This window comes from Archangium gephyra (assembly GCF_049060025.1).
Lineage (GTDB): Bacteria > Myxococcota > Myxococcia > Myxococcales > Myxococcaceae > Archangium > Archangium gephyra_A.
On the sequence record NZ_JBMEQQ010000002.1, the window covers coordinates 9,390,058 to 9,412,729 of the forward strand.

At 68.8% G+C, this 22,672-nt stretch carries 17 protein-coding genes; 16 read left to right on the top strand and 1 reads right to left on the bottom strand.

Annotated features, from left to right (window positions below; all coding sequences use genetic code 11):
- The first annotated feature begins 14 nt into the window (after positions 1-14).
- The 14 genes from ACN28I_RS40980 (at position 15) to ACN28I_RS41045 (ending at position 15,600) form a co-directional block, all read left to right on the top strand.
- Positions 15-1,430 (top strand): sigma-54-dependent transcriptional regulator, encoded by a 1,416-nt coding sequence (locus ACN28I_RS40980; protein WP_420947322.1) that lies wholly within the window; start codon positions 15-17, stop codon positions 1,428-1,430.
- A gap of 215 nt (positions 1,431-1,645) precedes the next feature.
- The gene (gene pilM, locus ACN28I_RS40985) at positions 1,646-2,728 is read left to right on the top strand and encodes a type IV pilus assembly protein PilM (RefSeq protein ID WP_420947323.1); all 1,083 of its coding nucleotides are present in this window, start codon (positions 1,646-1,648) and stop codon (positions 2,726-2,728) included.
- A gap of 42 nt (positions 2,729-2,770) precedes the next feature.
- Positions 2,771-3,448 (top strand): PilN domain-containing protein, encoded by a 678-nt coding sequence (locus ACN28I_RS40990; protein ID WP_420947324.1) that lies wholly within the window; start codon positions 2,771-2,773, stop codon positions 3,446-3,448.
- Between the two features lie 14 nt (positions 3,449-3,462).
- A complete protein-coding gene (locus ACN28I_RS40995; RefSeq protein WP_420947325.1) occupies positions 3,463-4,068 on the top strand; it encodes a type 4a pilus biogenesis protein PilO in 606 nt (201 codons plus the stop codon).
- A gap of 44 nt (positions 4,069-4,112) precedes the next feature.
- Complete coding sequence (locus tag ACN28I_RS41000) at positions 4,113-4,685, top strand: pilus assembly protein PilP (RefSeq protein WP_420947326.1); 573 nt, start codon at positions 4,113-4,115, stop codon at positions 4,683-4,685.
- Positions 4,686-4,753: 68 nt separating this feature from the next.
- Positions 4,754-7,462, top strand: coding sequence for a type IV pilus secretin PilQ (pilQ, locus tag ACN28I_RS41005; protein ID WP_420947327.1), 2,709 nt, complete (start codon positions 4,754-4,756; stop codon positions 7,460-7,462).
- Positions 7,463-7,498: 36 nt separating this feature from the next.
- Positions 7,499-8,188, top strand: coding sequence for a hypothetical protein (locus ACN28I_RS41010; RefSeq protein WP_420947328.1), 690 nt, complete (start codon positions 7,499-7,501; stop codon positions 8,186-8,188).
- Positions 8,189-8,222: 34 nt separating this feature from the next.
- Positions 8,223-8,585: a roadblock/LC7 domain-containing protein gene (locus ACN28I_RS41015; protein WP_420947329.1), complete on the top strand. Its 363-nt coding sequence runs from the start codon at positions 8,223-8,225 to the stop codon at positions 8,583-8,585.
- 105 nt (positions 8,586-8,690) lie between these two features.
- The gene (efp, locus tag ACN28I_RS41020) at positions 8,691-9,269 is read left to right on the top strand and encodes an elongation factor P (RefSeq protein WP_420947330.1); all 579 of its coding nucleotides are present in this window, start codon (positions 8,691-8,693) and stop codon (positions 9,267-9,269) included.
- 43 nt (positions 9,270-9,312) lie between these two features.
- Entirely contained in the window at positions 9,313-9,912 is a 600-nt protein-coding gene (accB, locus tag ACN28I_RS41025) for an acetyl-CoA carboxylase biotin carboxyl carrier protein (RefSeq protein WP_420947331.1), read from the top strand.
- A 39-nt stretch (positions 9,913-9,951) separates the two neighbouring features.
- The gene (gene accC, locus ACN28I_RS41030; RefSeq protein ID WP_420947332.1) at positions 9,952-11,337 is read left to right on the top strand and encodes an acetyl-CoA carboxylase biotin carboxylase subunit; all 1,386 of its coding nucleotides are present in this window, start codon (positions 9,952-9,954) and stop codon (positions 11,335-11,337) included.
- 179 nt (positions 11,338-11,516) lie between these two features.
- Positions 11,517-12,923 (top strand): tetratricopeptide repeat protein, encoded by a 1,407-nt coding sequence (locus ACN28I_RS41035; protein WP_420947333.1) that lies wholly within the window; start codon positions 11,517-11,519, stop codon positions 12,921-12,923.
- A 1,348-nt stretch (positions 12,924-14,271) separates the two neighbouring features.
- On the top strand, positions 14,272-14,634 hold the full coding sequence (locus ACN28I_RS41040; protein WP_420948811.1) for a hypothetical protein: 363 nt from the start codon (positions 14,272-14,274) through the stop codon (positions 14,632-14,634).
- Between the two features lie 24 nt (positions 14,635-14,658).
- Positions 14,659-15,600, top strand: coding sequence for an ExeA family protein (locus ACN28I_RS41045; RefSeq protein WP_420947334.1), 942 nt, complete (start codon positions 14,659-14,661; stop codon positions 15,598-15,600).
- Positions 15,601-15,715: 115 nt separating this feature from the next.
- Here the strand turns inward: ACN28I_RS41045 and ACN28I_RS41050 are convergent, their stop codons facing one another.
- Positions 15,716-16,051, bottom strand: coding sequence for a hypothetical protein (locus ACN28I_RS41050; RefSeq protein WP_420947335.1), 336 nt, complete (start codon positions 16,049-16,051; stop codon positions 15,716-15,718).
- Between the two features lie 188 nt (positions 16,052-16,239).
- Between ACN28I_RS41050 and ACN28I_RS41055 the strand changes: the two genes are divergently transcribed.
- Both ACN28I_RS41055 and ACN28I_RS41060 read left to right on the top strand, forming a co-directional pair.
- Positions 16,240-17,760 (top strand): hypothetical protein, encoded by a 1,521-nt coding sequence (locus tag ACN28I_RS41055; RefSeq protein ID WP_420947336.1) that lies wholly within the window; start codon positions 16,240-16,242, stop codon positions 17,758-17,760.
- Positions 17,697-22,670 carry a translocation/assembly module TamB domain-containing protein gene (locus ACN28I_RS41060; RefSeq protein ID WP_420947337.1) on the top strand — a complete coding sequence of 1,658 codons (4,974 nt, stop codon included), beginning with the start codon at positions 17,697-17,699 and terminating at the stop codon, positions 22,668-22,670. Before ACN28I_RS41055 ends, ACN28I_RS41060 begins: the two co-directional genes overlap by 64 nt.
- Positions 22,671-22,672 lie beyond the last annotated feature (2 nt).

A 22,672-nucleotide genomic window follows, 5' to 3' on the forward strand; every position in this document is an offset into this window, starting at 1 on the left:
TTCTGAGGGGGTCCATGGCCCTCTTCCGCAGCATCCTCGTCGCCGACGACGAACCTTCTGTCCGCCACGTGCTCACCCTGGTGCTCTCCGGGCTGGGCTATGAGGTGCGGGCCGTGGCCGATGGGGAGGAGGCGCTGCGGGAGCTGTCCGCGCGCGGCTACGACGTGTTGCTGTGTGACGTGCGCATGCCCAAGCGCGACGGTCTGTCCGTGCTGCGCCAGGCGATCGCCGATCATCCGGGGCTGACGGTGGTGGTGATGAGCGCCTACGGCTCGCAGGAGCAGGCGCTCGAGGCGGTGGGGGCCGGCGCGTACGACTACGTGCGCAAGCCCTTCAAGCCCGAGGAGATCGTCTTCGTCCTGCGCAAGGCGGAGGAGCGCGAGCGGCTGCTGCGGGAGAACCGGCGCCTGCAGGCAGCCGGCGGGGTTTCTCCCGGAGAGGGCATCCTCGGCGAGAGCGAGCCCATGCGCGTGGTGATGCGGCAGGTGGAGAAGCTCGCGCCGGTGGGCACCACCGTCCTCATCACCGGCGAGAGCGGGACGGGCAAGGAGCTCATCGCGCGGGCCCTGCATGCGCGCTCTCCCCGGGCCGCCATGCCCTTCGTCGCCGTCAACTGCGGCGCCATCCCCGCGGGCCTCATCGAGAGCGAGCTCTTCGGCCACGCCCGGGGCGCCTTCACCGACGCGCGCACCGCCCGGCGCGGCCTCTTCAGCGAGGCCGACGGCGGCACGCTCTTCCTCGACGAGGTGGGGGAGTTGCCCCCGCCCGCCCAGGTGAAGCTGTTGCGCGTGCTCCAGGAGGGGGAGATCCGCCCGGTGGGGGAGAACCGCGCGGAGAAGGTGGACGTGCGCGTCCTGGCCGCCACGCTGCGTGACCTGGGCCGGCTGGTGGAGCGGGGCGAGTTCCGCGAGGATCTCTACTACCGGCTCAACGTGGTGAACGTGCGCGTCCCGCCGCTGCGCGAGCGCCAGACGGACATCCTCCTGCTGGCCCGTGCCTTCCTGGCGCGCTTCAACCGCGAGCTCAACCGCGAGCCGCCCGTGCGCGGTTTTGGCCCCGAGGCCGAGGCGCTCCTGGCCTCCTACGCCTGGCCCGGCAACGTGCGCGAGCTGGAGAACGCGATGGAGCGCGCCGTCCTGCTGGCCGAGGGAGAGCTGATCCTCCCGGAGAACCTGCCCGAGCGGCTCTGGGCCGTCCCCGCACCGGCCAGCGCGCCCGCGCTCACCCCCACACGTCCCTCCTCCGAGGCCAACCTGTCCCTCAAACAGGCCATTCGGGACCTGGAGGAGTCCTACATCCGCGCCGCCCTGCGCCGCACCCGGGGCAACCGCACCCGCGCCGCCGAGGTGCTGGAGATCAGCCATCGGGCCCTGCTGTACAAAATCAAGGAGTATGGAATCGACGCGGATGCCGAGGGGGAGCGAGGCTGACCGGCTGCCCGGCAGACGACGAAGCGTCGGGTGGGGCGATTTGACGGAACGCGTCCGAAGCCGGAAAATCGGCCCTACAAGAACGGCGTGGGTGCACCGCCGTGGGATTCCGGGGGACAGATAGGCCGTCTGCTACGCGGGCAGGCGCGGAGCACTTTTTAGGAGGGCTCGCGGGCCGGTGCTACGCTGGCGGCCCCTCCAGGAGCGATGACTGTATGGCGAAGGGAAAGCTGGCTCTCGGTCTCGATATCGGATCGACCTCGGTGAAGATGATCCTGCTCAAGGAGCAGCGCAAGCGTGGCCAGGTGAGCTACGCGCTGCAGAGCTTCGGCATGAAGCCTCTGCCGCCCGAGGCTATCGTCGACGGCGCGCTCATGAACTCCACCGCCATCGTCCAGGCGCTGCAGGAGTTGATGACCGAGCTGAAGGTCAAGAACAAGGAGGTCGCCATCGGCGTCTCCGGCCACTCGGTCATCATCAAGAAGATCCAGATGCCCCGGATGAGCCAGGAAGAGCTCGAGGAGAGCATCCAGTGGGAGGCGGAGCAGTACATCCCCTTCGACGTGAAGGACGTGAACATCGACACGCAGATCCTGGACGCGGGCGGCAATGACGCCACCGGCCAGATGGACGTGCTGCTGGTCGCGGCCAAGAAGGACATGATCAACGACTACACCACCGTGGTCTCCGAGTCGGGGCTGCAGCCGGTGGTGGTGGACGTGGACGCCTTCGCCGTCCAGAACATGTTCGCCTCCAACTACGACGTCCCCGACAAGGAGACGGTGGTGCTCATCAACGCGGGCGCCTCGGTGGTGAACATCAACATCATCTCCAACGGCATCACGGTCTTCACCCGTGACGTCACCATCGGCGGCAACCAGTTCACCGAGGAGATCCAGAAGCAGCTCAACGTCTCCTACGAGGAGGCCGAGGCGCTGAAGATCGGCGGCACCCGCGGGGACTCGGACGCCGTGGTTCCCCAGGAAGTGGAGCGGGTGCTGCTGGGCGTGGCCGAGCAGGTGGCCGGTGAAATCCAGCGCTCGCTGGACTTCTACGCGGGCACCGCGGTGGATGCCAACTTCACCAAGGTCTACCTCTCCGGTGGAACCGCGAAGATTCCGGCGCTGTTCAAGACCATCGAGACGCGAGTGGGCGTGCCGGTGGAGATCCTCAACCCGTTCCGGAAGATCGACGTGGACAACCGCAAGTTCGACCCCGCCTTCATCATGGAGGTGGCGCCGATGGCCGCGGTGGCCGTGGGTCTGGCCTTGCGCAAGCCTGGCGACAAGCTCGGCTGATCCCCCCTCCCCAGCTTCTTCGTCTTCGAAGGACCGACGCACATGATGATTCGCATCAACCTGCTGCCAGTCCGCGCCAAGGTCAGGCCGAACGCGGGCCGCCAAGTCCTGGCCCTCTTCGCGTTCGTGCTCGTGGGCGCGGCCGTGGGCAACTACATGTGGTACGCCGATCGCAATGGCGTGGTGGAGAAGCAGGCCGAGGGCCTGGCCAACACCAAGCGCCGCATCGCCGATCTCGACAAGACGATCGGCGAGGTGAAGAACATCAACACCCGCAAGACCGAGGTGGAGAAGAAGCTGGCCGTCCTGGACGAGCTGCGCCGTGGCCGCTCCGGTCCCGTGCGCATGCTGGACGCCCTCTCCACCGCGCTGCCCAAGAAGGTGTGGATCAAGGCCTTCAACGAGGAGCGCGGCAGCGTGAAGCTGACCGGTTCGGCCGTCAGCCACGACGACGTGGCCGAGCTGATGCGCAACCTCAATGGCATGGTGTGGACGCCCAAGGGGATTGGCCGCCTGGTGGAGCAGCGCCGCGAGGCCAAGACGTCCCGCGTGGAGCTGGTGGTGGCCGAGGCCGCCATCGAGGAGTTCCCCGTGGGTGACATCAAGCCCTTCTTCTCCAACGTGGACCTCAAGAGTACCCAGGCGGGCTCCGGTGCCAAGCCGGGTGAGGTGACCACGGTGGACTTCGACATCTCCCTCACCGCCAACTACGCCATCTGAGAGGAACCGCAGCCATGGACAAGCAACTCGAAAGGCTCGCGAAAGCCCCTCCCGCCGTCCGCTTCGGCGTGCTGGCGGGCCTGGTGATGGTGCTGACCGCCTCCAACTTCTTCTTCGGCATCCAGCCGCTGGAAGTGGAGATGGAGGAGCAGCAGGCCGAGCAGCGCAAGCTGGACCTGGAGCTCGCCGAGAAGAGCGAGATCGCCCAGAACCTCAACGAGCGCCGGCGCGAGATGGACGTGCTGGAGCAGAAGCTCGCCGAGGCCCTCACGGAGCTGCCCGAGAACAAGGACATCGAGGAGCTGCTCGCGCAGATCAACGACATCGGCAAGAAGTCCGGGTTGGAGATCGCCCGCGTGGAGCCGGGCCCCGAGACGGTGGGCGGTGGCGACTTCTTCGCGCGCATCCCCATCAAGATGGTGGTGAGCGGCAACTACCACGAGATCGCCATGTTCCTTCAGGAGGTCTCGACCATGCGGCGCATCGTGAACGTCAACAACATCAAGCTCGATGGCGCCAAGGTGAAGAACGAGAAGGTGATGCTCAACAGCTCGTTCCTCGCCACCACCTTCCGCTTCGTCAATACGGCGAATCAGCCCGAAACCAAGAAGAAGAAGTAGAAACTTGATCGGTCCTGGAAATGGGGCGACAAGGGGACCCGAGGATGAAGACGTTCCAATCCATGTTCATTTCGGGGGCACTGGCCCTCGCGCTCGTCGGTTGTGGCGAGGAGGAAGCGCCGCCGCCGCCGCCGGCCGTGTCCACGCGCCCGAAGGCCGAGGCCCCGAAGGACAAGCCCGCGGAGACGGTGGTGGCTGGGCCTGCCTACGTCTACAGCTACAACCCCGTGGGCCGGCGTGATCCGTTCCGCAGTCCCATCCAGGACATGGTGCGCGAGAATACGCAGGCCGGTCCTCAGATGACGAGCTGCAACGAGCCGCTGTGCCAGTGGGACATCGACCAGCTCAAGCTGGTGGCCGTGGTCACCGGTGACGCCAACCCGATGGCCATGGTGGAAGATCCCATGGGCCGCGGCCACATCGTGCGCCGCAATACCCGCATGGGCCGGCAGGGTGGCAAGGTGACGCAGATTCTCCGTGAGGAGGTCATCGTCACGGAGACCACCACCACGGCGGACCGGGTGGTCTACAACCCGGTGAAGCTGGAACTGAAGCAGCAGGATGGCCGGGTGGACCCCGCCTACGACCTGATGACGGGCAAGAACTGGGAGCCGTAGTCTCCCGGTAACCTGGGAGCCGGGGTTGCCCTGGCTCCCTGGCCCATTGCAACTTGTTGAGGGGAAGCATGCTCGAGGAGAGCGCTGTGACGAGGGGCAAGTTGATGAGCTTGGTGGCCGCCCTGGCGGTTGCCATCGTGGGTGTCGGGGCCGAGGCCGCCGAGCTCAATACGTTGCGCGACCTGAAAGTCGTGCAGACGGGTTCGGGCGCCCAGGTGGTGGTGGCCGGCACGCGGGCTCCTACCTTCACCGTCTTCCGGCTGAGTGGTCCGGAGCGGTTGGTGGTGGACCTCTCGTCGGCGGACGCCACGGGCATCAAGGGGCATCACAACGGCCAGGGACCGGTGGCCGGAGTGGTGGCCTCCCAGTTCTCGGACGAGCGCGCCAGCGTGGGCCGGGTGCTGGTGGCCCTGCACCAGGCCGCGCAGTACGACGTGCGCGCCGATGGCAACAAGGTCATCATCTCCGTGGATGGAGCGGTGGCCGAGGCGAAGGTGGCCGAGGCGAAGGCGGAGCCGGTGACGCCGGCCGCGCCCGAGCCGAAGGCCGCTGTCGCCAGCGCCGCGCCCGCTCCGGAAGCGGCCCCCGCGCCGCGGCCGGCCGCGGCCCAGCCGCAGGAGAAGAAGGCCGCCGCGCTGCCCGAGAACGTGGTGGCGGCCGAGGCGGACGAGCGCGAGGTGGCGCACCCGGCGCGCCGCATCACCAGCCTCTCCTTCGCCCGTGACACGCTGAGCATCCGCGCGGACGGCGAGGTCGCCCGCTACGAGGTGCTGGAGCTGGCGGATCCTCCCCGGCTCGCGGTGGACGTGTACGGCGTGGGCCTGTCGGCGCGCGCGCCTCGCGTCCGCTCGGGCTTGCTGAAGGAAGTGCGCGTGGGTGCCCACTCGGACAAGGTCCGGCTGGTGCTCGACGTGCGCGGGCAGATGCCCGGCTACGAGGTGGAGCGCACCGGCCGCGGCCTCGCGGTGGTGCTCGGTGGCAAGGTGGCCCGCAAGCCGTCCGCGCCGTCCGACACGCCCGAGAAGGTGGTGGCGGAGAACGAGCCCCTGCGCGCCAGGCCCGTGGACGCCCAGCTCGCGGCCGTGGAGGTCAAGGACCTGACGTTCGACGAGAACGAGTCCGGTGGCCGGGTGAACCTGAAGCTGTCGGGCGCGGTGGCGTGGAAGGTGGAGCGCCCGGACCCGCGCAGCGCGGTGCTGTCCATCGAGAACGCCCGGCTGCCGCGCCGCCTGGAGCGCAGCCTGGACACCAGCGCGCTGGAGACGCCGGTGAAGATGATCAGCGCCTTCGCGGTGCCCGGCGAGGGCAACCGGGTGCGCGTGGTGGTGGCCGCCGACGGCGCCATCGAGGAGAGCGTGAGCCAGGTGGGCGGTGGCCTGTCCTGGAGGCTGAGCGTCAAGGGCGTGAAGACGGAGCAGGTGACCGTCACCCAGCGCACCGCCGGCTTCACCGCCGAGGCGCCTACCTACGCTTCCGAGGGCGCGCCCCAGCAGGCCCGCTACCGCGGCAAGAAGGTGTCCTTCGAGTTCAAGGACATCGACATCCAGAACCTGCTGCGGGTGATCGCGGAGATCTCCAAGAAGAACATCGTCGTGGCCGATGACGTGCAGGGCAAGGTGACCATCCGCCTGCGCAACGTGCCCTGGGATCAGGCGTTGGATCTCGTCCTGCGCACCAAGTCGCTGGGCAAGGAGGAGATCGGCAACATCGTGCGCGTGGCTCCGCTCAAGACGCTGGAGGAGGAGGCCAAGCTGCGCCAGGAGCGCAAGAAGTCGCTCGTCGCGCAGGAGGAGCTGCTGGTCAACCTCATCCCGGTGAACTACGCGACGGCCAACGAGATGTCGCAGCGGGTGAAGGACGTGCTGAGCGAGCGCGGCACGGTGACGGTGGACACGCGGACCAACGTGCTCATCGTCAAGGACGTGCGCGCCAACGTCGAGAAGGCCCGCGCGCTGGTGCGCAACCTGGACACGCAGACGCCGCAGGTGCTCATCGAGAGCCGCATCGTCGAGGCCAACACCTCGTTCAGCCGCGAGCTCGGTGTGCAGTGGGGTGGTCAGGCCGCGGCCGCGCCCTCCACGGGCAATCCCACCGGCCTCATCTTCCCCAACACCGCCGTGGTGACGGGCGGCGTGGAAGGCACCTCGCCGGGCGTGTCCGACATCCCCAACTTCGCCGTCAACCTGCCGGTGGGCGCGGGTCTGGGCACCGGTGGTGCGCTCGGCTTCGTCTTCGGCTCGGCCGGTGGTGCGCTCGCCCTCAACCTGCGCCTGTCGGCGGCGGAGAACGAGGGTGTCGTGAAGACCATCTCCGCGCCCAAGGTGACGACGCTGGACAACAACACCGCCCGCATCAGCCAGGGCGTGTCCATCCCGTTCAGCCAGGTGTCCGCCTCCGGTGCCAACACCACCTTCGTGGAAGCGCGCCTGTCGCTCGAGGTGACGCCCCACGTCACCCAGGATGGCAGCATCATGCTGACCATCAACGCGGCCAACAACCAGCCGGATCCTTCCCAGACCGGTGCCAACGGACAGCCCGCCATCCAGCGCAAGGAGGCCAACACCCAGGTGCTGGTGAAGGACGGCGACACCACCGTCATCGGTGGCATCTACGTGCGCCGCGGCAGCACCCAGAGCAACTCGGTGCCCTTCCTGTCGAAGATTCCCGTGCTGGGGTTGCTGTTCAAGAATTTCCGCGAGCGTGATGACCGTCAGGAACTGCTCATCTTCATCACGCCGCGCATCCTCAACCGGCAGACGATTGCCCAGTCCCTCTAGCCGGTCTCCCACCTTCGGTCCAAGGAGTTGATGTCCATGAAGCGATTGATGGCGATTGCGGCACTGGCGTTGGCGCCGCTGGGTTGTGTGGCCAATCAAGGAGATGCGCCCATCCGGTTCCTCTGGGCCCGGGCACTGGTGTTCGAGGAGGGCATTGGCTGTACGGCCTCCGACGACTTCGTCATCACCGAGGGAACCCTCGACATCTCCGGCGGGCAGAACTACCTGCTGGCCATGAGCGTCGAGACCAACACCTTCCAGCAACCCATCACCATCGGCCAGGAGCCGATGTCGGGTGAAGGGCTCGGCGACATCACCCTCAACGAGTACATCTATTCCTACGAGTTTCAGCCGCTCCTCAACTCTGGGGCTGTCAGCCTGACCTTGCCCGCGGACGAGGTGGATCGCCTCGCCGCCTACGCCGTCTTCCGCCCCGAGACCGATCCGGAGGAGACCTACACCTTCGTGAGGGCGTTTGGTCCTGGGGCGCTCGACGCCCTGCGCAATGCCATCACGCCCGGTACGGCGGTGACCGTGTTGTCCACCATCAAGGCCCGGGGACGGCTGAGTGGAGGGCAGGTGGTGGAGAGCAACGCGTTCACCTTCCCGGTCACCGTGATCTCGAGCGGTTTCGGGGGTTGCGCGGATGGAGAGTTCGCCAGTGGAGCGTGTGGGATTGCCGGCCTGGGCGGACCCATCGTGTGCATCGGGTCGGATGCACCTTGACCTGCTGTCCGGTGCCTCCTAGAACCCTGCGGCCATGTCCTTCCGCACGCACCTCGAGTCGGTGGTCAACCAGGTAGACGGGGCCCTGGCCTGCAGTGTGATGGGTTTCGACGGCATCTCCGTGGATACGCTCCAGAAGGAGGATGCGGCCGATCTGGAGCTGAACGGGGCCTGGGTGGAGTACGCCAACCTGCTCGGTCAGCTCCGCCAGGCCGCGGAAACCCTCAAGACGGGCGAGGTGCAGGAGGTCAGCGTCAACAGCGAGCGCGTGTTGACGCTGATGCGCCTCATCACCCCGGAATACTTCCTGGTGCTGGCGCTCCGGGCGGACGGTAACTATGGAAAGGGCAGGTACGTCCTCCGGGTGATCGCCCCCAAGATTCGCGCCGAGTTGTAGGCCGCCGAGCGGACGGCGCATCGCGCCGCGCCTTTCCACTTTGCAAGGCGCGGCGCCATCGGCTAGACACCCCGGACTTTTCAAGCTGTCCGAAGGAGCCTGTCCATGGCCGGTGTCATCGATACGTCCGAGTTTCGCAAGGGCATGAAGATCGAAATCGACGGTGAGCCTTTCGAAATCGTCGAGTTCCAGCACGTCAAGCCAGGGAAGGGCTCGGCCTTCGTGCGCACGTCCATCCGCAGCCTGCTGACCGGGCGCGTGCTCCAGCCGACCCTCAAGTCCGGCGAGAAGGTGGCCAAGCCCGACATCGAAGAGAAGGACATGCAGTTCCTGTACGAGCAGGGCGGCGACTTCTACTTCATGGACACCCGCAACTACGAGCAGACCTTCATCAGCGCCGAGGTCCTCGGGGAGTCGAAGAACTTCCTCAAGGAGAGCATCAACGCCTCCATCCTGTTCTACAACGGCAAGGCCATTGGCGTGACGCTGCCGAACTCGGTGGACCTGAAGGTGACCAAGTGTGATCCGGGCGTGCGGGGCGACACGGTGTCCGGTGCGTTGAAGCCGGCCGTGCTGGAGACGGGCTACTCCGTCAACGTACCGCTCTTCATCAACGAGGGTGATGTCCTCAAGATCGACACGCGCGATGGCAAGTACCTCACGCGCGTGGCCACCGCGGGCTAGAGCCCACCAGCGGTTCACGGCGGTTCAGGGAGGGGAGACGGAATTGGCAACCAAGCGCAAGGCAGTCCGAACGGAGCCCACGGCCCCCGCGCAGAGCGGTGGCGTCCGCGTGGAGGGTAGTTCCACGTCGCTGGATGTGGAGGCGCTCCGGCAGATCGTGGAGATCCTCGAGGCCTCCGAGGTGACGCGGCTCGTCTGGCAGCGGGGCGAGGAGCGGCTGTTCATCCGCCGTGGCCCCGTGCCGGTGCCCACCATCGTGCACGCGGCCCCGGTGACGCCCTCGGTGAGCCCCGCGCCGGTGATGTCCGCCGCGCCGATGGCCGCCCCTCCCGTCCACCATCACGCTCCGGCCCCCTCGGCCGCCGCGGCTCCGGCCGCCGCGGCTCCGGCGGTGGAGAAGCCCGGCCATTCCGTCACCAGCCCGTTCGTGGGGACGTTCTACCGGACGCCCGCCCCGGATCAGCCCGCTTTCGTGGATGTGGGCTCGGTGGTGAAGAAGGGCCAGGTCCTCTGCATCATCGAGGCCATGAAGCTGATGAACGAGATCGAAGCCGACGTGGCGGGCCGCGTGGCGGAGATCCTCGTGGAGAATGGGCAGCCGGTCGAGTTCGGCCAGGCGCTGTTCCGCATCGAGCCGGTCTGACATAGCGGGCGTTCGAGCGCCCCGCGGAGGCACGACATCGTGTTCAAGAAGGTGCTGATCGCCAACCGCGGGGAGATTGCCCTGCGGGTCATCCGTGCTTGCCGTGAGTTGGGCATCGCCACCGTGGCGGTGCACTCCACGGCGGACGCCAATGCGCTGCACGTGCGGTTCGCCGATGAGTCGGTGTGCATCGGTCCGCCCCCGTCCAAGGAGAGCTACCTCAATATTCCGCAGCTGCTCTCCGCGGCAGAGATCACCCGTGCGGACGCCATCCACCCCGGCTACGGCTTTCTCTCGGAGAACTCCGAGTTCGCCAAGGTGTGCCGCGACTGCAAGATTCATTTCATCGGCCCCCGGCCGGAGATGATCTCGCTGATGGGCAACAAGGTGCGTGCCCGCAACGCGGCGCGCGAGGCCGGTCTGCCCCTGCTGCCCGGCAGCATCGGCACGGTGAAGGATCCCAAGGAGGCCGAGGTCTTCGCCCGGGAGATCGGCTTCCCGGTCATCCTCAAGGCGGCGGCCGGTGGCGGCGGCAAGGGGATGAAGATCGTCCGCGAGCCGCACGCGCTGGCGCAGGCCTTCTCCACGGCGGCGGCCGAGGCGGTGGCGTCCTTCGGCAACGGCGACCTCTACATCGAGCGGTACGTGGAGAAGCCGCGTCACATCGAGATTCAAGTCGTCGCCGACGAGCACGGCCGCATCATCCACCTGGGTGAGCGCGAGTGCTCGGTGCAGCGGCGCCACCAGAAGCTCATCGAGGAGAGCCCCTCTCCGGCCCTCACCCCCGAGCTGCGCCAGCAGATGGGCGAGGTCTCCATCCGCGCGATGGAGAAGCTCGGCTACAACAACGTGGGCACCATCGAGTACCTGCTCGACGAGAACGGGCGCTTCTACTTCATGGAGATGAACACCCGTATCCAGGTGGAGCACCCGGTGACCGAGCTCGTCACCGGCATCGACCTGGTGCGCGAGCAGATCAAGCTCTCCTCGGGCGAGCCCCTCCAGCGCAAGCAGGAGGACATCCAGATGCGCGGCCACGCCATCGAGTGCCGCGTCAACGCCGAGGACCCCGTTACCTTCTCCCCCTGGCCTGGCAAGATCACGGCCTACAGCGTGCCCGGCGGCTACGGCGTGCGTGTGGACTCCAGTGCGTACGAGAACTACACGGTGCTGCCGTACTACGACAGCCTGCTGGCCAAGCTGATCGTCTACGCGGAGGACCGGCCCACGGCGATCCGCCGCATGCAGCGGGCGCTGGGGGAGTACGTGGTGCAGGGCATCCGCACCAACATCCCGTTCCACCGGGCGGCCATGGCGGAGGAAGCCTTCGTCGAGGGCAACTACGACACGCGCTTCGTGGAGCGGCTGCTGGCCTCCGAGACGGGCAGCCACCGGCTGCGCAAGGCCATCGAGGAGACCCCGTAGGCGGGCCTGCTCGCCTGCTCATCGCGCAACCCCCTGATCCTCCTGGGGGTTGGGGTGGGTGGATTCCTTGACCCGCGAGGGAGGATTCCGTTAGCCTCGTGCCTCCCTCGCTGTCTCCTTGAAGGAAGCAGAAACCCCGGATTTTCCTGGGGTTTCGCTCGGCAGGAAGCCCACGCTCGATGGACAAGAACAAGATCATCGAAGCCGCCGCCAAGCTCGTCGCGAAGGGCGCCTACGACAAGGCCATCAAGGAGTACCAGAAGGTCCTGGAAGTAGACCCCAAGGACGGCCGCGTCCTCCAGAAGATGGGGGAGCTGTACCAGAAGAAGAACGACAACGTTCAGGCGGCCCACTACTTCACCAAGGTCGCCGAGGGCTACTCGACCGACGGTTTCTTCCTCAAGGCCGTTGCCCTCTACAAGCAGGTTCTCAAGCTCAACCCGAACCTGCTGGACGTCAATCTCAAGCTGGCGGACCTCCATCAGCAGCTCGGACTGATGTCCGAGGCCATGGCGTATTTCCAGATCGTCGCCAACCACTACGACAAGGCCGGCGACGTCAAGAACTCCCTGGATACGCTCAAGAAGATGGTGGATCTCGACCCCGAGAACGTGGCGTCGAAGATCAAGCTGGCCGAGCTGTACGCGCGCGAGAACATGCCGCGCGAGGCCGCCCAGGAGTTCAAGAAGGCCGCCGAGTACCTCAAGCGCAACAACCGGATGGATGACTGGTTCCGCGTCGCGGAGCGCCTGTCCTCCCTGGATCCGGACAACGTGGCGCTGGCCAAGGACCTGGCCCAGCAGTACCTGTCGCGCGGAGACCAGAAGCGCGCGCTGGCCCGGCTCCAGGTGTGCTTCAAGGCGGACGGGCGCGACGTCGAGACGCTCAACATGCTGGCCCAGGCCTTCCACGGGCTCGGCCAGACGGCGAAGACGATCTCCGTCTACAAGGAACTCGCCAAGGTCTACCAGGAGCGCGGCCGCCACCAGGACGCCAGGAACATCTGGAACCAGGTCGCCGAGCTGGATCCAGCTGATCCGGAGCTGGAGGCGTACAGGGCCGAGAAGCTCCACCGCGGCACCGGCTCCCGCCCCCGCGCCCGCCGCCGCTGCTCCCGCGCCGGCTCCGGCCCCCCAGCCGGCTCCCGCCGCCAAGGCACCCGCTCCGGCTCCCGCCGCCAAGGCACCCGCTCCGGCCGCCGCCGCGCCCGCGCCCGCCGCGGTTGCTCCCGCGCCCGCCCAGGCGGCTCCGGCGGCCCCGGCTCAGCCGGGCAAGGAGCAGTTCTCCAAGCTGCTGACGGAGACGGACGTCTACGTCAAATACGGCCTGCACGACAAAGCGCTCGAGCACCTGCGGAAGATCTTCGCGGTGGACCCGGAGAACCTCGACGCGCACGAGAAGGCCTTCCACATCTACGTCGCCTCCGGCAACACGGCCCAGGCCGGAGAGCAGCTCCTGAACGTGCTGCGCCTGTGCACGCGCCGCGCGGACGTGCAGCGCGCCCAGCCGTACCTGGCCATCATCCTCGAGCAGAACCCCGGCCACCCCGAGGTGCCCGCCTTCCTGTCCGTGCTGCAGTCGGATGAGGTGGCGCCCGTCGAGGTCGCGCAGGTGGAGTCCGTCGGTGAGGACGCCATCCTGGTGGACTCCAGCGACGAGGAGATCGTCGTCGCCGACGCGCCCGCGGACGCCCTGGAGCATCCGCCGGGAGACGAGCTGGCCCTGGTCTCCGCGACCAGCGCGGACGAGGAGGAGCAGATCCTCTCCGGCGAGTTCGGCATGCCGGTGGACTCCGACGATGGGCTGGTGATCGCGGACGAGCCGGGCGCCGTGGTGTCGGACGACGAGCCCCTCTTCGGTGCCGGCGAGGAGCCCGAGGAGGCCACGACCGTCTTCATGGAGCCGGCCGGCGAGGATGATGCCGCCCTGGCCGCCTCCTCCGGCTTCGAGGACGAGCCGCTGCTGGCGGACGCCGGTGAGCCCCTGGCGCTCGGCGACGACGAGCCGCCCCCCACGCAGGTGGCGGCGCCCTCGGCCCAGTTCCTCCAGGATTCCTTCTCGGACGACTCCGGCTTCCCGGAGCCGGACGACATGCCCACGCGGGTGGCGATGCGCCCCGCGGAGTTGGATGAGCTCGACGCCGAGCCGACCTCGTCCGGCGCTCCCGCGCTGGTCTTCGAGGACGAGGGCACTCCGGTGGATTCGCCGGCGCTCGCAGGCTCCTACGAGTTCGAGGAGCCGGAGCCGGTGCCCGCGCCCGTGGTGGCCGCGCCCAAGGCTCCGCCTCCGGCCGCCAAGGCTCCGCCCGCGCCCAAGCCGCAGCCCCAGGCCGCCGCGCCCGCCAAGGCCCAGCCCGCGCCCAAGCCGCAGCCCGTCGTCGCCCAGGTCGAGGAGCCCGCGGAGGAGCCGGCCGGCGAGGAGTGCGACGAGGCCAGCTTCTTCCTGGATCAGGGCCTCTTGGAGGAGGCTCGGGAGATCCTCGAGACGGTGCAGATCGCCTTCCCGGGCCACGCGCGCGCGGAAGAGCTGATGGCCCGGCTCGAGGCGCTCGAGTCCGGTGGGACTCCGGCCGCCGAGGAGCCCGAGGAGAGCGCCGAGGTGCTGGCCGTCCCCGCGGTGCCCGCCCTGGGCGAGTCCCCCGCCGAGCGCGACGCGTTCGACCTGGCGGCGGAGCTGGCCGGCGAGTTCGGCGACCTGGGCGGAGATGAGCCCGCGGCGCCCGCCGTCGAGGAGGACTTCCAGTACTCGGTGGAGGAGGTCTTCGCCGAGTTCAAGAAGGGCCTCGCCAAGGTGGTCAAGCCCGAGGACGTGGATACCCACTACGACCTGGGCATCGCCTACCGCGAGATGGGCCTCATGGAAGACGCCCTCAACGAGTTCGCCGTGGCCCGCGAGGGCTGCATGGGCAAGAAGCGTGAGGTGGACTGCCTCACGATGATCGGCCTGCTGCAGGCCCAGAAGGGCGATGCCGGAGCGTCGGTGGGCACCTTCAAGCAGGCGCTCGCCAGCGAGCACGCCACCGGCGAGGTGGCCAAGGCGATCGGCTTCGAGCTCGGCCTGGCCTACGAGGCCATCGGCGAGCACGGCAAGGCCCTCTATCACTACCAGCGCGTGGCCGCGCTCGACCCGAACTTCCGGGAAGTCTCCGGCAACGTGGCGCGGCTGGCCGCCACCACGTCTCCGGTGCCGGATCCGCTGCCCCCCAGCGGTGGGAAGGGGCCCAGTGGGGCGCCTCCTCCGGGTGCCATGCCCGCGGCCGCCGGAGCCGCCCGGCCACGTAAGGTAGGCTACGTCTAGCGCAGTCCGAGGTTCGCCGAGCCCATGTCCACCTACCTCGACTATTTCGAGCTCACCCAGGAGCCCTTCTCCAACGCTCCGGTGAGCCGCTTCTATTACAACTCGGCCCAGCACTCGCAGGCGCTGACCCGCCTCATGCACTCGGTCAGCTACATGAAGGGTCTGTCGATCCTCATCGGCGACATCGGGGCGGGCAAGACGACGCTGGCGCGCCGCATGCTCGACTCGCTGCCCGAGTCCGAGTACGAGGCCGCGCTGCTCGTCATCATCCACTCGGGCATCACCGCCAACTGGCTGCTGCGCCGCATCGCCCTGCAACTGGGCGTGGAGAACCCGGCCCAGGAGAAGCTGGCGCTCCTGTCCCAGCTCTACCAGCGGCTGCTGCAGATCTACGAGTCCGGCAAGAAGGCCGTCGTCCTCATCGACGAGGCCCAGATGCTGGAGACGCGCGAGCTGATGGAGGAGTTCCGGGGGCTGCTCAACCTGGAGGTCCCCGAGCGCAAGCTCATCTCCTTCGTCTTCTTCGGCCTGCCGGAGATCGAGAAGAACCTCAAGCTGGACCCGCCGCTGGCCCAGCGCGTGTCGCTCCGCTACAAGCTGGAGCCCTTCACCGCCGAGTCCACCGAGGCCTACATCAAGCACCGCCTCCGGCTGGCGAGCTGCCCGCGCATGCCCTTCACCGCCGAGGCCCTGGTCTCCGTGCACCAGCGCTCGGGCGGCACCCCGCGCGTCATCAACAGCATCTGCGACAACGCGCTCTTCGAGGCCTTCCTGGCCCGGGAGCAGACCATCTCCGACAAGCTCATCCATCGCATCGCCGACAACCTGGGGCTCCAGGGCTCGGCGCTGCCGGAAGGGCAACAGAAGCCCGTCCCCGCCGCCGCCCCGAGCAGTCGGGCAAGCGGCAACTCGAAGGTCGATCTCGCGGAGATCGACCGTTACCTCGAGGGGTTGGGTAAGCTGTAGCGGTTTTGGCTCCCCGGAACAGGCAGCAGGGCGCGCGCAGGCCGCCGCTGTGGCTCATCGTCCTCACGCTCGTGCTGGGGACGGTGTTGGTCCTCCGCACGCGTACGGCGTGGGATCAGCTCTGCACGCAGGCCCGGCGCCAACTGCCCACGCTGCTGGGGATGGAGGTCGGCATCGGCCAGTGCGAGGTGGATCCGCTCGGCCAGCGGCTCATCCTCCGCGGGGTGTCCGTCTTCGAGAAGGGCGCCGACACGCCGCTGGTCGCCGCGGACTCGGCCGAGGTGCAGCTCGGACTGCCCAACCCGCTCTCCGGCCAGCTCGCCATCGACCTGGTGAAGGTGCACCGGCCGCGCGTGTCGTTGGACCTGTCACGCCCCAGGCCACCCCCGGGTGAGCCGGGCGAGTGTCCGCTCAAGCCGCTGCGGCGGTTGAAGCTGGCGCGGGTGGCCATCACCGGCGCGGAGGTGCGGCTGGGGCTGCCCGGTGGCCGGCAGGTGGAGCTGTCCGAGCTGGACGTGAGCCTGCGCGAGCGCTGGGGCGAGGAGGAGTTCGAGGTGGAGGCCCGGCGCGGCCTCGTCCGGCTGGGTCCGAATCAGGAAGCTCACCCTGGGCCGGCTGGCGCTCTCGGGCGCGCTGGACGTGGACGAGGAGCTGCTGGAGGTGGACCGCGCCGAGGTGGCGCTGGACGACGTGACGGTGAACATCTCCGGCCGCGTGGAGCAGCTCTGCGAGCCCATCCTCGCGCTGGATGCCCAGGTGTTCCTGCCGCTGCGCACGCTGTCGCGCGTGGGGCTGCTGCCCAGGCCCGCCCAGGGCCACCTCTGGACGCGTGTGACGGCCAATGGCCGCCCGGCGGCGCCCAGCGTGTCCGTGGAGCTGTCGGGCAGCGGCATTGCCTACGCGCAGTACTCTCCGGGTTCGTTCACCGCGCGGCTGGCGTATGCCAACGAGCTGGTGACGGTGGAGGAACTCCTCCTGCCCATCGGCTCGGGCGACGCGCGCATCACCGGGACGCTCGCGCTCCGTCCGGGGCTGCCCGTCGAGGTGGAGCTGGAGACGCACGAGGCGCAGTTCGGCCGCATCCTCGAGAAGGCCGGTCTGACGGGCTCCTGGGTGGACTTCCCGGCCAACGCCAAGGCCCGCCTGTCCGGCACGCTGCTGCCCAGGCCCAACCTGTCGGGCGACCTGGACCTGCGTCACGGCCGCTTCATCCTGGCCTCCCGCGCCTTCGATGCACCCGTGGACTCCGGGCGCACCCTCCTCACCTACGAGCGCGGCCACGTGCGCACGCAGGTGTCGCTCCTGGCGGACCGCGTCACCTTCACCGGCATCCAGATCGACTCGGGCCGCTCGCGCATCGGCGGCGACGTGACGCTCTTCTACGACTCCCAGAAGGGCCTCCTCGTCAATGCTCACGGCGACGCGGACCTCTCCGACTTCGGCCACATCGCGCAGCTTCCGTGGGCGGGACATGGCTCGGTGAGCACCACCGTCGAGGGCCCGTACTCGCAGGTGAAGATCGGCGCGAGCCTGTCCCTGCGCGACTTCATGTTCTGGGACTTCGACCTGGGCGTGGTGCAGGGGAAGCTCACGTACGCGGACAAGGTGCTGGGCTTCCCCACCCTCTCCGGCCAGAAGGGACGCACCCAGTACTTCGGCAAGGCGGACATCACCTTCGGGCGCTCGCTGCATGCGCGGGCCGAGGTGGAGGTGCCGCGCGGCCGCACCGAGGATCTGATCGACATCATCGCCCCGCTGCACTCCACCATCTCCGTCATGCAGGGGCCGATGCAGGGCGAGGTCTCGGGCCGGGTGGAGATCGACAGCCCGATGGACCAGTTCTCGGGACTGGTGGCCTTGGACTTCAAGGACACCACGTACTACGGGCGGCACATGGGCAACGGCTCGGCCCGGCTGCGCTTCGACGATGGCCAGGCCATGGTGCTGGAGCGCACGGTGCTGGAGGGCCGGCTGGGCCGCACCTGGGTGGATGGGAGCTTCTTCTTCTCCGGGCCCGACAAGGGCGTGCTGGACTACCGCTTCGGCGGCGACAACCTGTCCCTGGCGAGCTCGCCGGCCCGGAGACGGCCGAGCGCATGGGCCTGGAGGCCACGCTGGCCCTGGAAGGCACGGTGTCGGGCACCACGGACGTGCCGGTGACGACGGCCCACGTGTCCGGCCCGCAGGTGACGTTCGGTGGCCGCAACCTGGGCAACATGGGCTTCGAGGCCCGCATGGAAGGCCGTGAGCTGCAGGTGGCCGGCCGTCCCTCCCGCGATACTTCCGGCATCCTGTGGATGCGTGTGAAGGAGCCCTATCCCTTCGAGGCGGCGGTGACGCTGGAGCTGCCTGAAATCCGCCCGCTGCTGCCCGCCAACTCCTTCACCCAGGAGCTGTCCGGCTCCGTCAAGGCGGTGGTGCGGGCGCAGGGCGCGCTGAAGAACACCCAGGCCCTCCAGATGAACGCCACCGTGGAGCGGCTCACCCTGGCGCGTGGCGCGTTCTCCGGCGCCAACGATGCCCCCATCTCCCTGAGCTACGCCAACGGGCGGCTGGACGTACCCTCCTTCACCTTCCGCGGGCCGGACACCGAGCTGTCCGCGGCGGGGTGGGTGAGCCCCGAGCAGATGGAACTCTACGTGCGGGGCGCCATGAACCTGGGCCTGCTCGAGTCCGTCTCGCCCATGCTGGTGCGCACCGGCGGCCGCGTGGAGCTCAACGCCGTGGCCAATGGCAGCCCACGCAAGCCCTCGGTGGCGGGCTCGGCCCGCATCGTCGACGGCAAGCTGTCCCTGAGGGATCAGCCGCTGTCCGTACGGGACGTGAAGGGACGGGTGGCCTTCACCGGGCAGCGCATCCTCCTGGAGTCCATGGAAGGCTTCCTCAACGAGGGCCGCATGCTGGGCAGCGGTGAGGTGAACCTCGTCGACTTCCGCCCCTCGGAGCTGTTGATGAACGTGGCCCTCACCGACGTGGCCACGCGCTTCCACGAGGACCTGCCCTTCACCACCAGCGGACGGCTGTGGCTCACCGGCAACCCGGACGCGCTGCGGCTGGGCGGTGTGATGGACATCCGCAACCTGCGCTACCGCCGCGGCCTGGAGCTGGACGACATCCTCAAGCGGCTCGCCCGGCGCAGCGTGCTGGCCACGCCCACCGAGAAGCCCCGCGAGTACCTCACCTTCGACGTGGGCCTGCTCCTCACCGACGTGTGGGTGGACAACAACCTCGCCCGCGCACGGCTGCTCGGCTCGCTCAAGCTCACCGGCACCAACGTGCGCCCGGGCATCCTCGGCCGGGTGGAGACCGCCGAGGGCAGCCAGGCCTTCTTCCGCAACAACCAGTTCACCGTCAACCGCGGGCAGATCGACTTCCAGGACCGCTACGGCATCGATCCCGTGTTCGACCTGCTCGCCCAGGCCCAGGTGCGCGAGTACCAGGTGAAACTCCATGCCTTCGGCCGCCCGGCCGCTCCCCAGGTGCAGTTCACCTCGGAGCCGGGCCTCACCGAGGGCGATGTGTTGTCGCTCCTCACGCTGGGTCTCACCAGCACGGACAAGGAGACCGCCGCCTCGGCCAGCGCGGGTCTGGCCGCCGAGGCCTTCTTCAACATCTCCGGCCTGGACCGGCAGGTGCAGCGCTTCCTGCCCAACAACCCGGTCCTCCGGGGCCTGTCCCTGCAAATCTCCACCACCTACAACGACGCCACCCAGCAGGCGGAGCCAACTGCCCGCTTGGAGTCGAAGTTCCTCACGGAGCAGCTTAAGATTGGCTTGACGCAGCCCGTCAGTGGGCGCGGAACTCGCGCACGCGCCGAGTACCTTTTCGACAATCGCTTCTCCGTGCGGGGCCAGTGGGACAACGAGAACAGCGAGACCGCCTTCGGCAACCCTGGGATCGAGCTCGAAGTTGAGCTGGGAGTCCCAGTAGCGCTCGGGCTCTGCCTGCTGCTGGCCGGTGCCGCGATGGCGCAGCCGGCGAGGGCGGTGGAGCCGGCGAAGACCGTCGAGGCCCAGGCCTTCGAGACGGAGCCGATACCGGTGCGCCCGGAGGCCCCGGTGCTCCCGGCCGGTCCCACGGTGGTGGCGGTGGAGCTGCACCTGTCCGCGGAGGAGGACTCGGCGGGGCTTGCGGAGCTGCTGGCGGTGCGCAAGGGACAGGTGCTGTCGGCCCGCGCGGTGCGCCGCTCGGTGGAGCGGCTGTGGACCAGCGGGAGCTTCTCCGACATCGTCGTGCGCACGGTGGACGTGCCCGAGGGCGTGCGCGTGGTGTTCGAGCTCACGGCCATGCCTCCCATCCGCCGCATCGACGTGGAGGGCAACGTCGTCCTGGGTGACGACGCGCTCCGGGCGGTGCTGCGCGCGAACGGCATCGAGCTGGACAAGCGGTTGGACGAGGACGTGCTGCGGACGGCGCTCAAGGAACTGTCCCGCGCGTACGAGCGCCAGGGCTACAACGACGCGCGCATCCAGCTCACGCGCGAGTCCGTGGACAAAGGCGTGGCGCTCGTCTTCACCGTCTTCGAGGGCAGTCCCACGCGGGTGGCGGCCGTCTCCATCACCGGCAGCCCCGGCCTGCCCTTGCCCGAGCTGCTCGCCACGCTGGGCCTGCGCGTGGGCGGCGTGCTGGACCGAGGCGGCCTGGAGTCCGGGCTGGAGCGGCTGCGGACGCTGCTGCGCTCGCGCGGCTACTGGCGCGCCATCGTGGGACAGCCCAAGCAGAAGGGGGAGGGTGATGCGGCCACGGTGGTGGTGCCCATCTCCGCGGGCCCGCGCTTCACCTTCCACTTCCACGGCAACCACCGCTTCCCGGACACCGTGCTGGCGCGGATGCTCGCCTATGACGGCTCGGAGCCGTTGGACTCGCCGACGGTGGCGCGGCTGGCGCGGCGGCTGGAGTCCTTCTACCGCTACCGCGGCTTCAACGACGTGCACGTAGAGACGCGCGAGGTGCTCCGCCCGGACGGCGAGGCGGCGGTGCTCGCCTTCGACATCGAGGAGGGCCACCCGCTGCGCGTGCGGCGCGTCATCTTCCGGGGCAACAAGGTCATCCCCAACGAGTCGCTGCGCGAGATGCTCACCGAGCACATCCGCTCCAACGAGCCCCAGCCGGCCACGCCGTCGCTGCTGACGGACGCGGTGGAGATGGGGCCCGGCAAGCGCCACCTGGGGCCTCCCGAGTGGGTGCACGAGCCGGCCACCGTCTTCGTCGAGGAGGCCTGGCGGGAGGCGGCGGAGTTGATGGCGGAGTCCTACCGGGAGCGGGGCTTCCTGGAGGCCTGGGTGCGCTTCACCCGGCTGCAGGTGGAGGTGGGCCGGCGTACGGCGGTGGCCTGGTTCGACGTGCACGAGGGCCCGCAGATGCGCGTGGCCGAGGTGCGTGTCGAGGGCGGGCCGCAGGGCTTCGATGCGCGGGGACTGGTGCCCGTCAAGGTGGGCGAGCCGATGAGCCGCGACGCGGTGGAGCGCGGACGGGAGGCGCTCGTCACGGCGCTGGGGCGCAAGGGCTACCTCTTCGCCCGCGCGGACGCGGAGCCGAACCTCGCGGCCAAGGGCGTGAGCCTCCTCTACCGCCTGGAGCCGGGGCCCCGGGTGACGGTGGGCAGCATCCTCGTGCATGGCACGGCTCGCACCAACGAGGAGGTGGTCCGCGCCACGGTGCGCCTCAAGGAGAACGAGGTGCTGGACCCGGACAAGCTCTTCGAGAGCCAGCGCCGGCTCACGCTCCTCAACATCTTCCGGCAGGCCACGGTGCGCCTGGAGAAGCCGGACGTGCCCGAGGCCAGCAAGGACATCGTCATCGAGGTGCGCGAGCGCCCGCGCTGGGAGGGCGAGGTCGCCGGCGGCTACTTCCTGGCGGAAGGTCCTCGGCTCGGACTGGACGTGTCGCGCCCCAATGTGGACGGGCGCGGACTCAACCTGTCGGGCCGGTTGAAGCTCAACTACATCGGGTGGAGCGCGCAGGGCTGGGAGAAGGCCTCGCTGGCCCGGGCCCGCTGCCTGGCGGCACCGGAGGAGTGCAAGGCGCCCGAGCCGTATGCCTGGGTGCGTGACTTCGGTGGGCGCGCCGTGCTGTCGGCGGCCCAGCCCCGGCTCTACGGCCTGCTGCCCCTGGAGGTGGGTGCCCGGTTCGATCTCATCGGCGAGCGCGTGCACCGGCCCTCGTACCTCTCCTCCCGAGTCGCGGCGGTGGCGGGCCTGGACTGGTCGGCGACGCGCTGGCTGAGCTTCGGGTTGCAGTACGAGCTCGAGGGCAACCTGCTGGAGCGCGGAGACCGGCAGCTCACCGCGCCGAGCCGCGCGGACCAGGAGCGGCTGCGCTTCCCCACCGGCTTCTTCATCCTGAACTCGCTGCGCGCCTCGGGTGCGGTGGACCTGCGGGATGACCCGGCCAACCCGCGCAGGGGCCTGGTGGTGTCCACCAGCGCCGAGCTGATGAGGGACCTCCGCTCGCTGCCGACGACCGCCAGCGGCGAGCCCACGGATCCCCAGCCCATCAACGGCGTGAAGCTGATGGGGAACGTGAGTGGGTACGTGCCGCTGCCGTCCCGGGCGGTGCTGGCGCTGTCCGTGCGCGGCGGCACCATCGTGCCCCTGGAGCAGGAGTCGTGGGTCATCGGCTCCAAACGCTTCTACCTGGGCGGCTCCTCCAGCCTGCGCGGCTTCCGGGAGGATGGCATCCTCGGCGAGGACCGGCGCACGTTGCTGCGGCGGCAGTTGGCGGATTGCCGCTCGCTGGTGCACCCGGCCGGCTGTTCTCCGGAGTTGCTGACCATCCTCGCCGGCCAGCCGCCCACCAGCGAAGGCGGGCAGGTGTTCACCCTGGCCAAGGGCGAGCTGCGCATTCCCGTGGGCTCCTCGTTCGACGTGGGCCTCTTCCTGGAGGCGGGCAATCTCTGGGAAGATCGGGAGCAGTACCGGTTCTCCGCGTTGCGCTACTCGACGGGCGTGGGCGCTCGCTACCAGACGCCGGTGGGCCCGCTGTCCTTCGACGTGGGCATCAACCTGGATCCGGACGAGACGCTCAACGAGCCGCTGATGCAGTTCCACTTCAGCATCGGCACCTTCTGAGC

What these genes read in the sequence shown, in the direction of transcription:
- ACN28I_RS40980 (WP_420947322.1), top strand. Translation starts at nt 15, where the DNA reads ATGGCCCTCTTCCGCAGCATCCTCGTCGCCGACGACGAACCTTCTGTC.
- pilM (WP_420947323.1), top strand. Translation starts at nt 1,646, where the DNA reads ATGGCGAAGGGAAAGCTGGCTCTCGGTCTCGATATCGGATCGACCTCG.
- ACN28I_RS40990 (WP_420947324.1), top strand. Translation starts at nt 2,771, where the DNA reads ATGATGATTCGCATCAACCTGCTGCCAGTCCGCGCCAAGGTCAGGCCG.
- ACN28I_RS40995 (WP_420947325.1), top strand. Translation starts at nt 3,463, where the DNA reads ATGGACAAGCAACTCGAAAGGCTCGCGAAAGCCCCTCCCGCCGTCCGC.
- ACN28I_RS41000 (WP_420947326.1), top strand. Translation starts at nt 4,113, where the DNA reads ATGAAGACGTTCCAATCCATGTTCATTTCGGGGGCACTGGCCCTCGCG.
- pilQ (WP_420947327.1), top strand. Translation starts at nt 4,754, where the DNA reads ATGCTCGAGGAGAGCGCTGTGACGAGGGGCAAGTTGATGAGCTTGGTG.
- ACN28I_RS41010 (WP_420947328.1), top strand. Translation starts at nt 7,499, where the DNA reads ATGAAGCGATTGATGGCGATTGCGGCACTGGCGTTGGCGCCGCTGGGT.
- ACN28I_RS41015 (WP_420947329.1), top strand. Translation starts at nt 8,223, where the DNA reads ATGTCCTTCCGCACGCACCTCGAGTCGGTGGTCAACCAGGTAGACGGG.
- efp (WP_420947330.1), top strand. Translation starts at nt 8,691, where the DNA reads ATGGCCGGTGTCATCGATACGTCCGAGTTTCGCAAGGGCATGAAGATC.
- ACN28I_RS41035 (WP_420947333.1), top strand. Translation starts at nt 11,517, where the DNA reads ATGGACAAGAACAAGATCATCGAAGCCGCCGCCAAGCTCGTCGCGAAG.
- ACN28I_RS41040 (WP_420948811.1), top strand. Translation starts at nt 14,272, where the DNA reads ATGATCGGCCTGCTGCAGGCCCAGAAGGGCGATGCCGGAGCGTCGGTG.
- ACN28I_RS41045 (WP_420947334.1), top strand. Translation starts at nt 14,659, where the DNA reads ATGTCCACCTACCTCGACTATTTCGAGCTCACCCAGGAGCCCTTCTCC.
- ACN28I_RS41050 (WP_420947335.1), bottom strand. Translation starts at nt 16,051, where the DNA reads ATGGCCACCCGCGCCAGCTTCAACCGCCGCAGCGGCTTGAGCGGACAC.
- ACN28I_RS41060 (WP_420947337.1), top strand. Translation starts at nt 17,697, where the DNA reads ATGGGCCTGGAGGCCACGCTGGCCCTGGAAGGCACGGTGTCGGGCACC.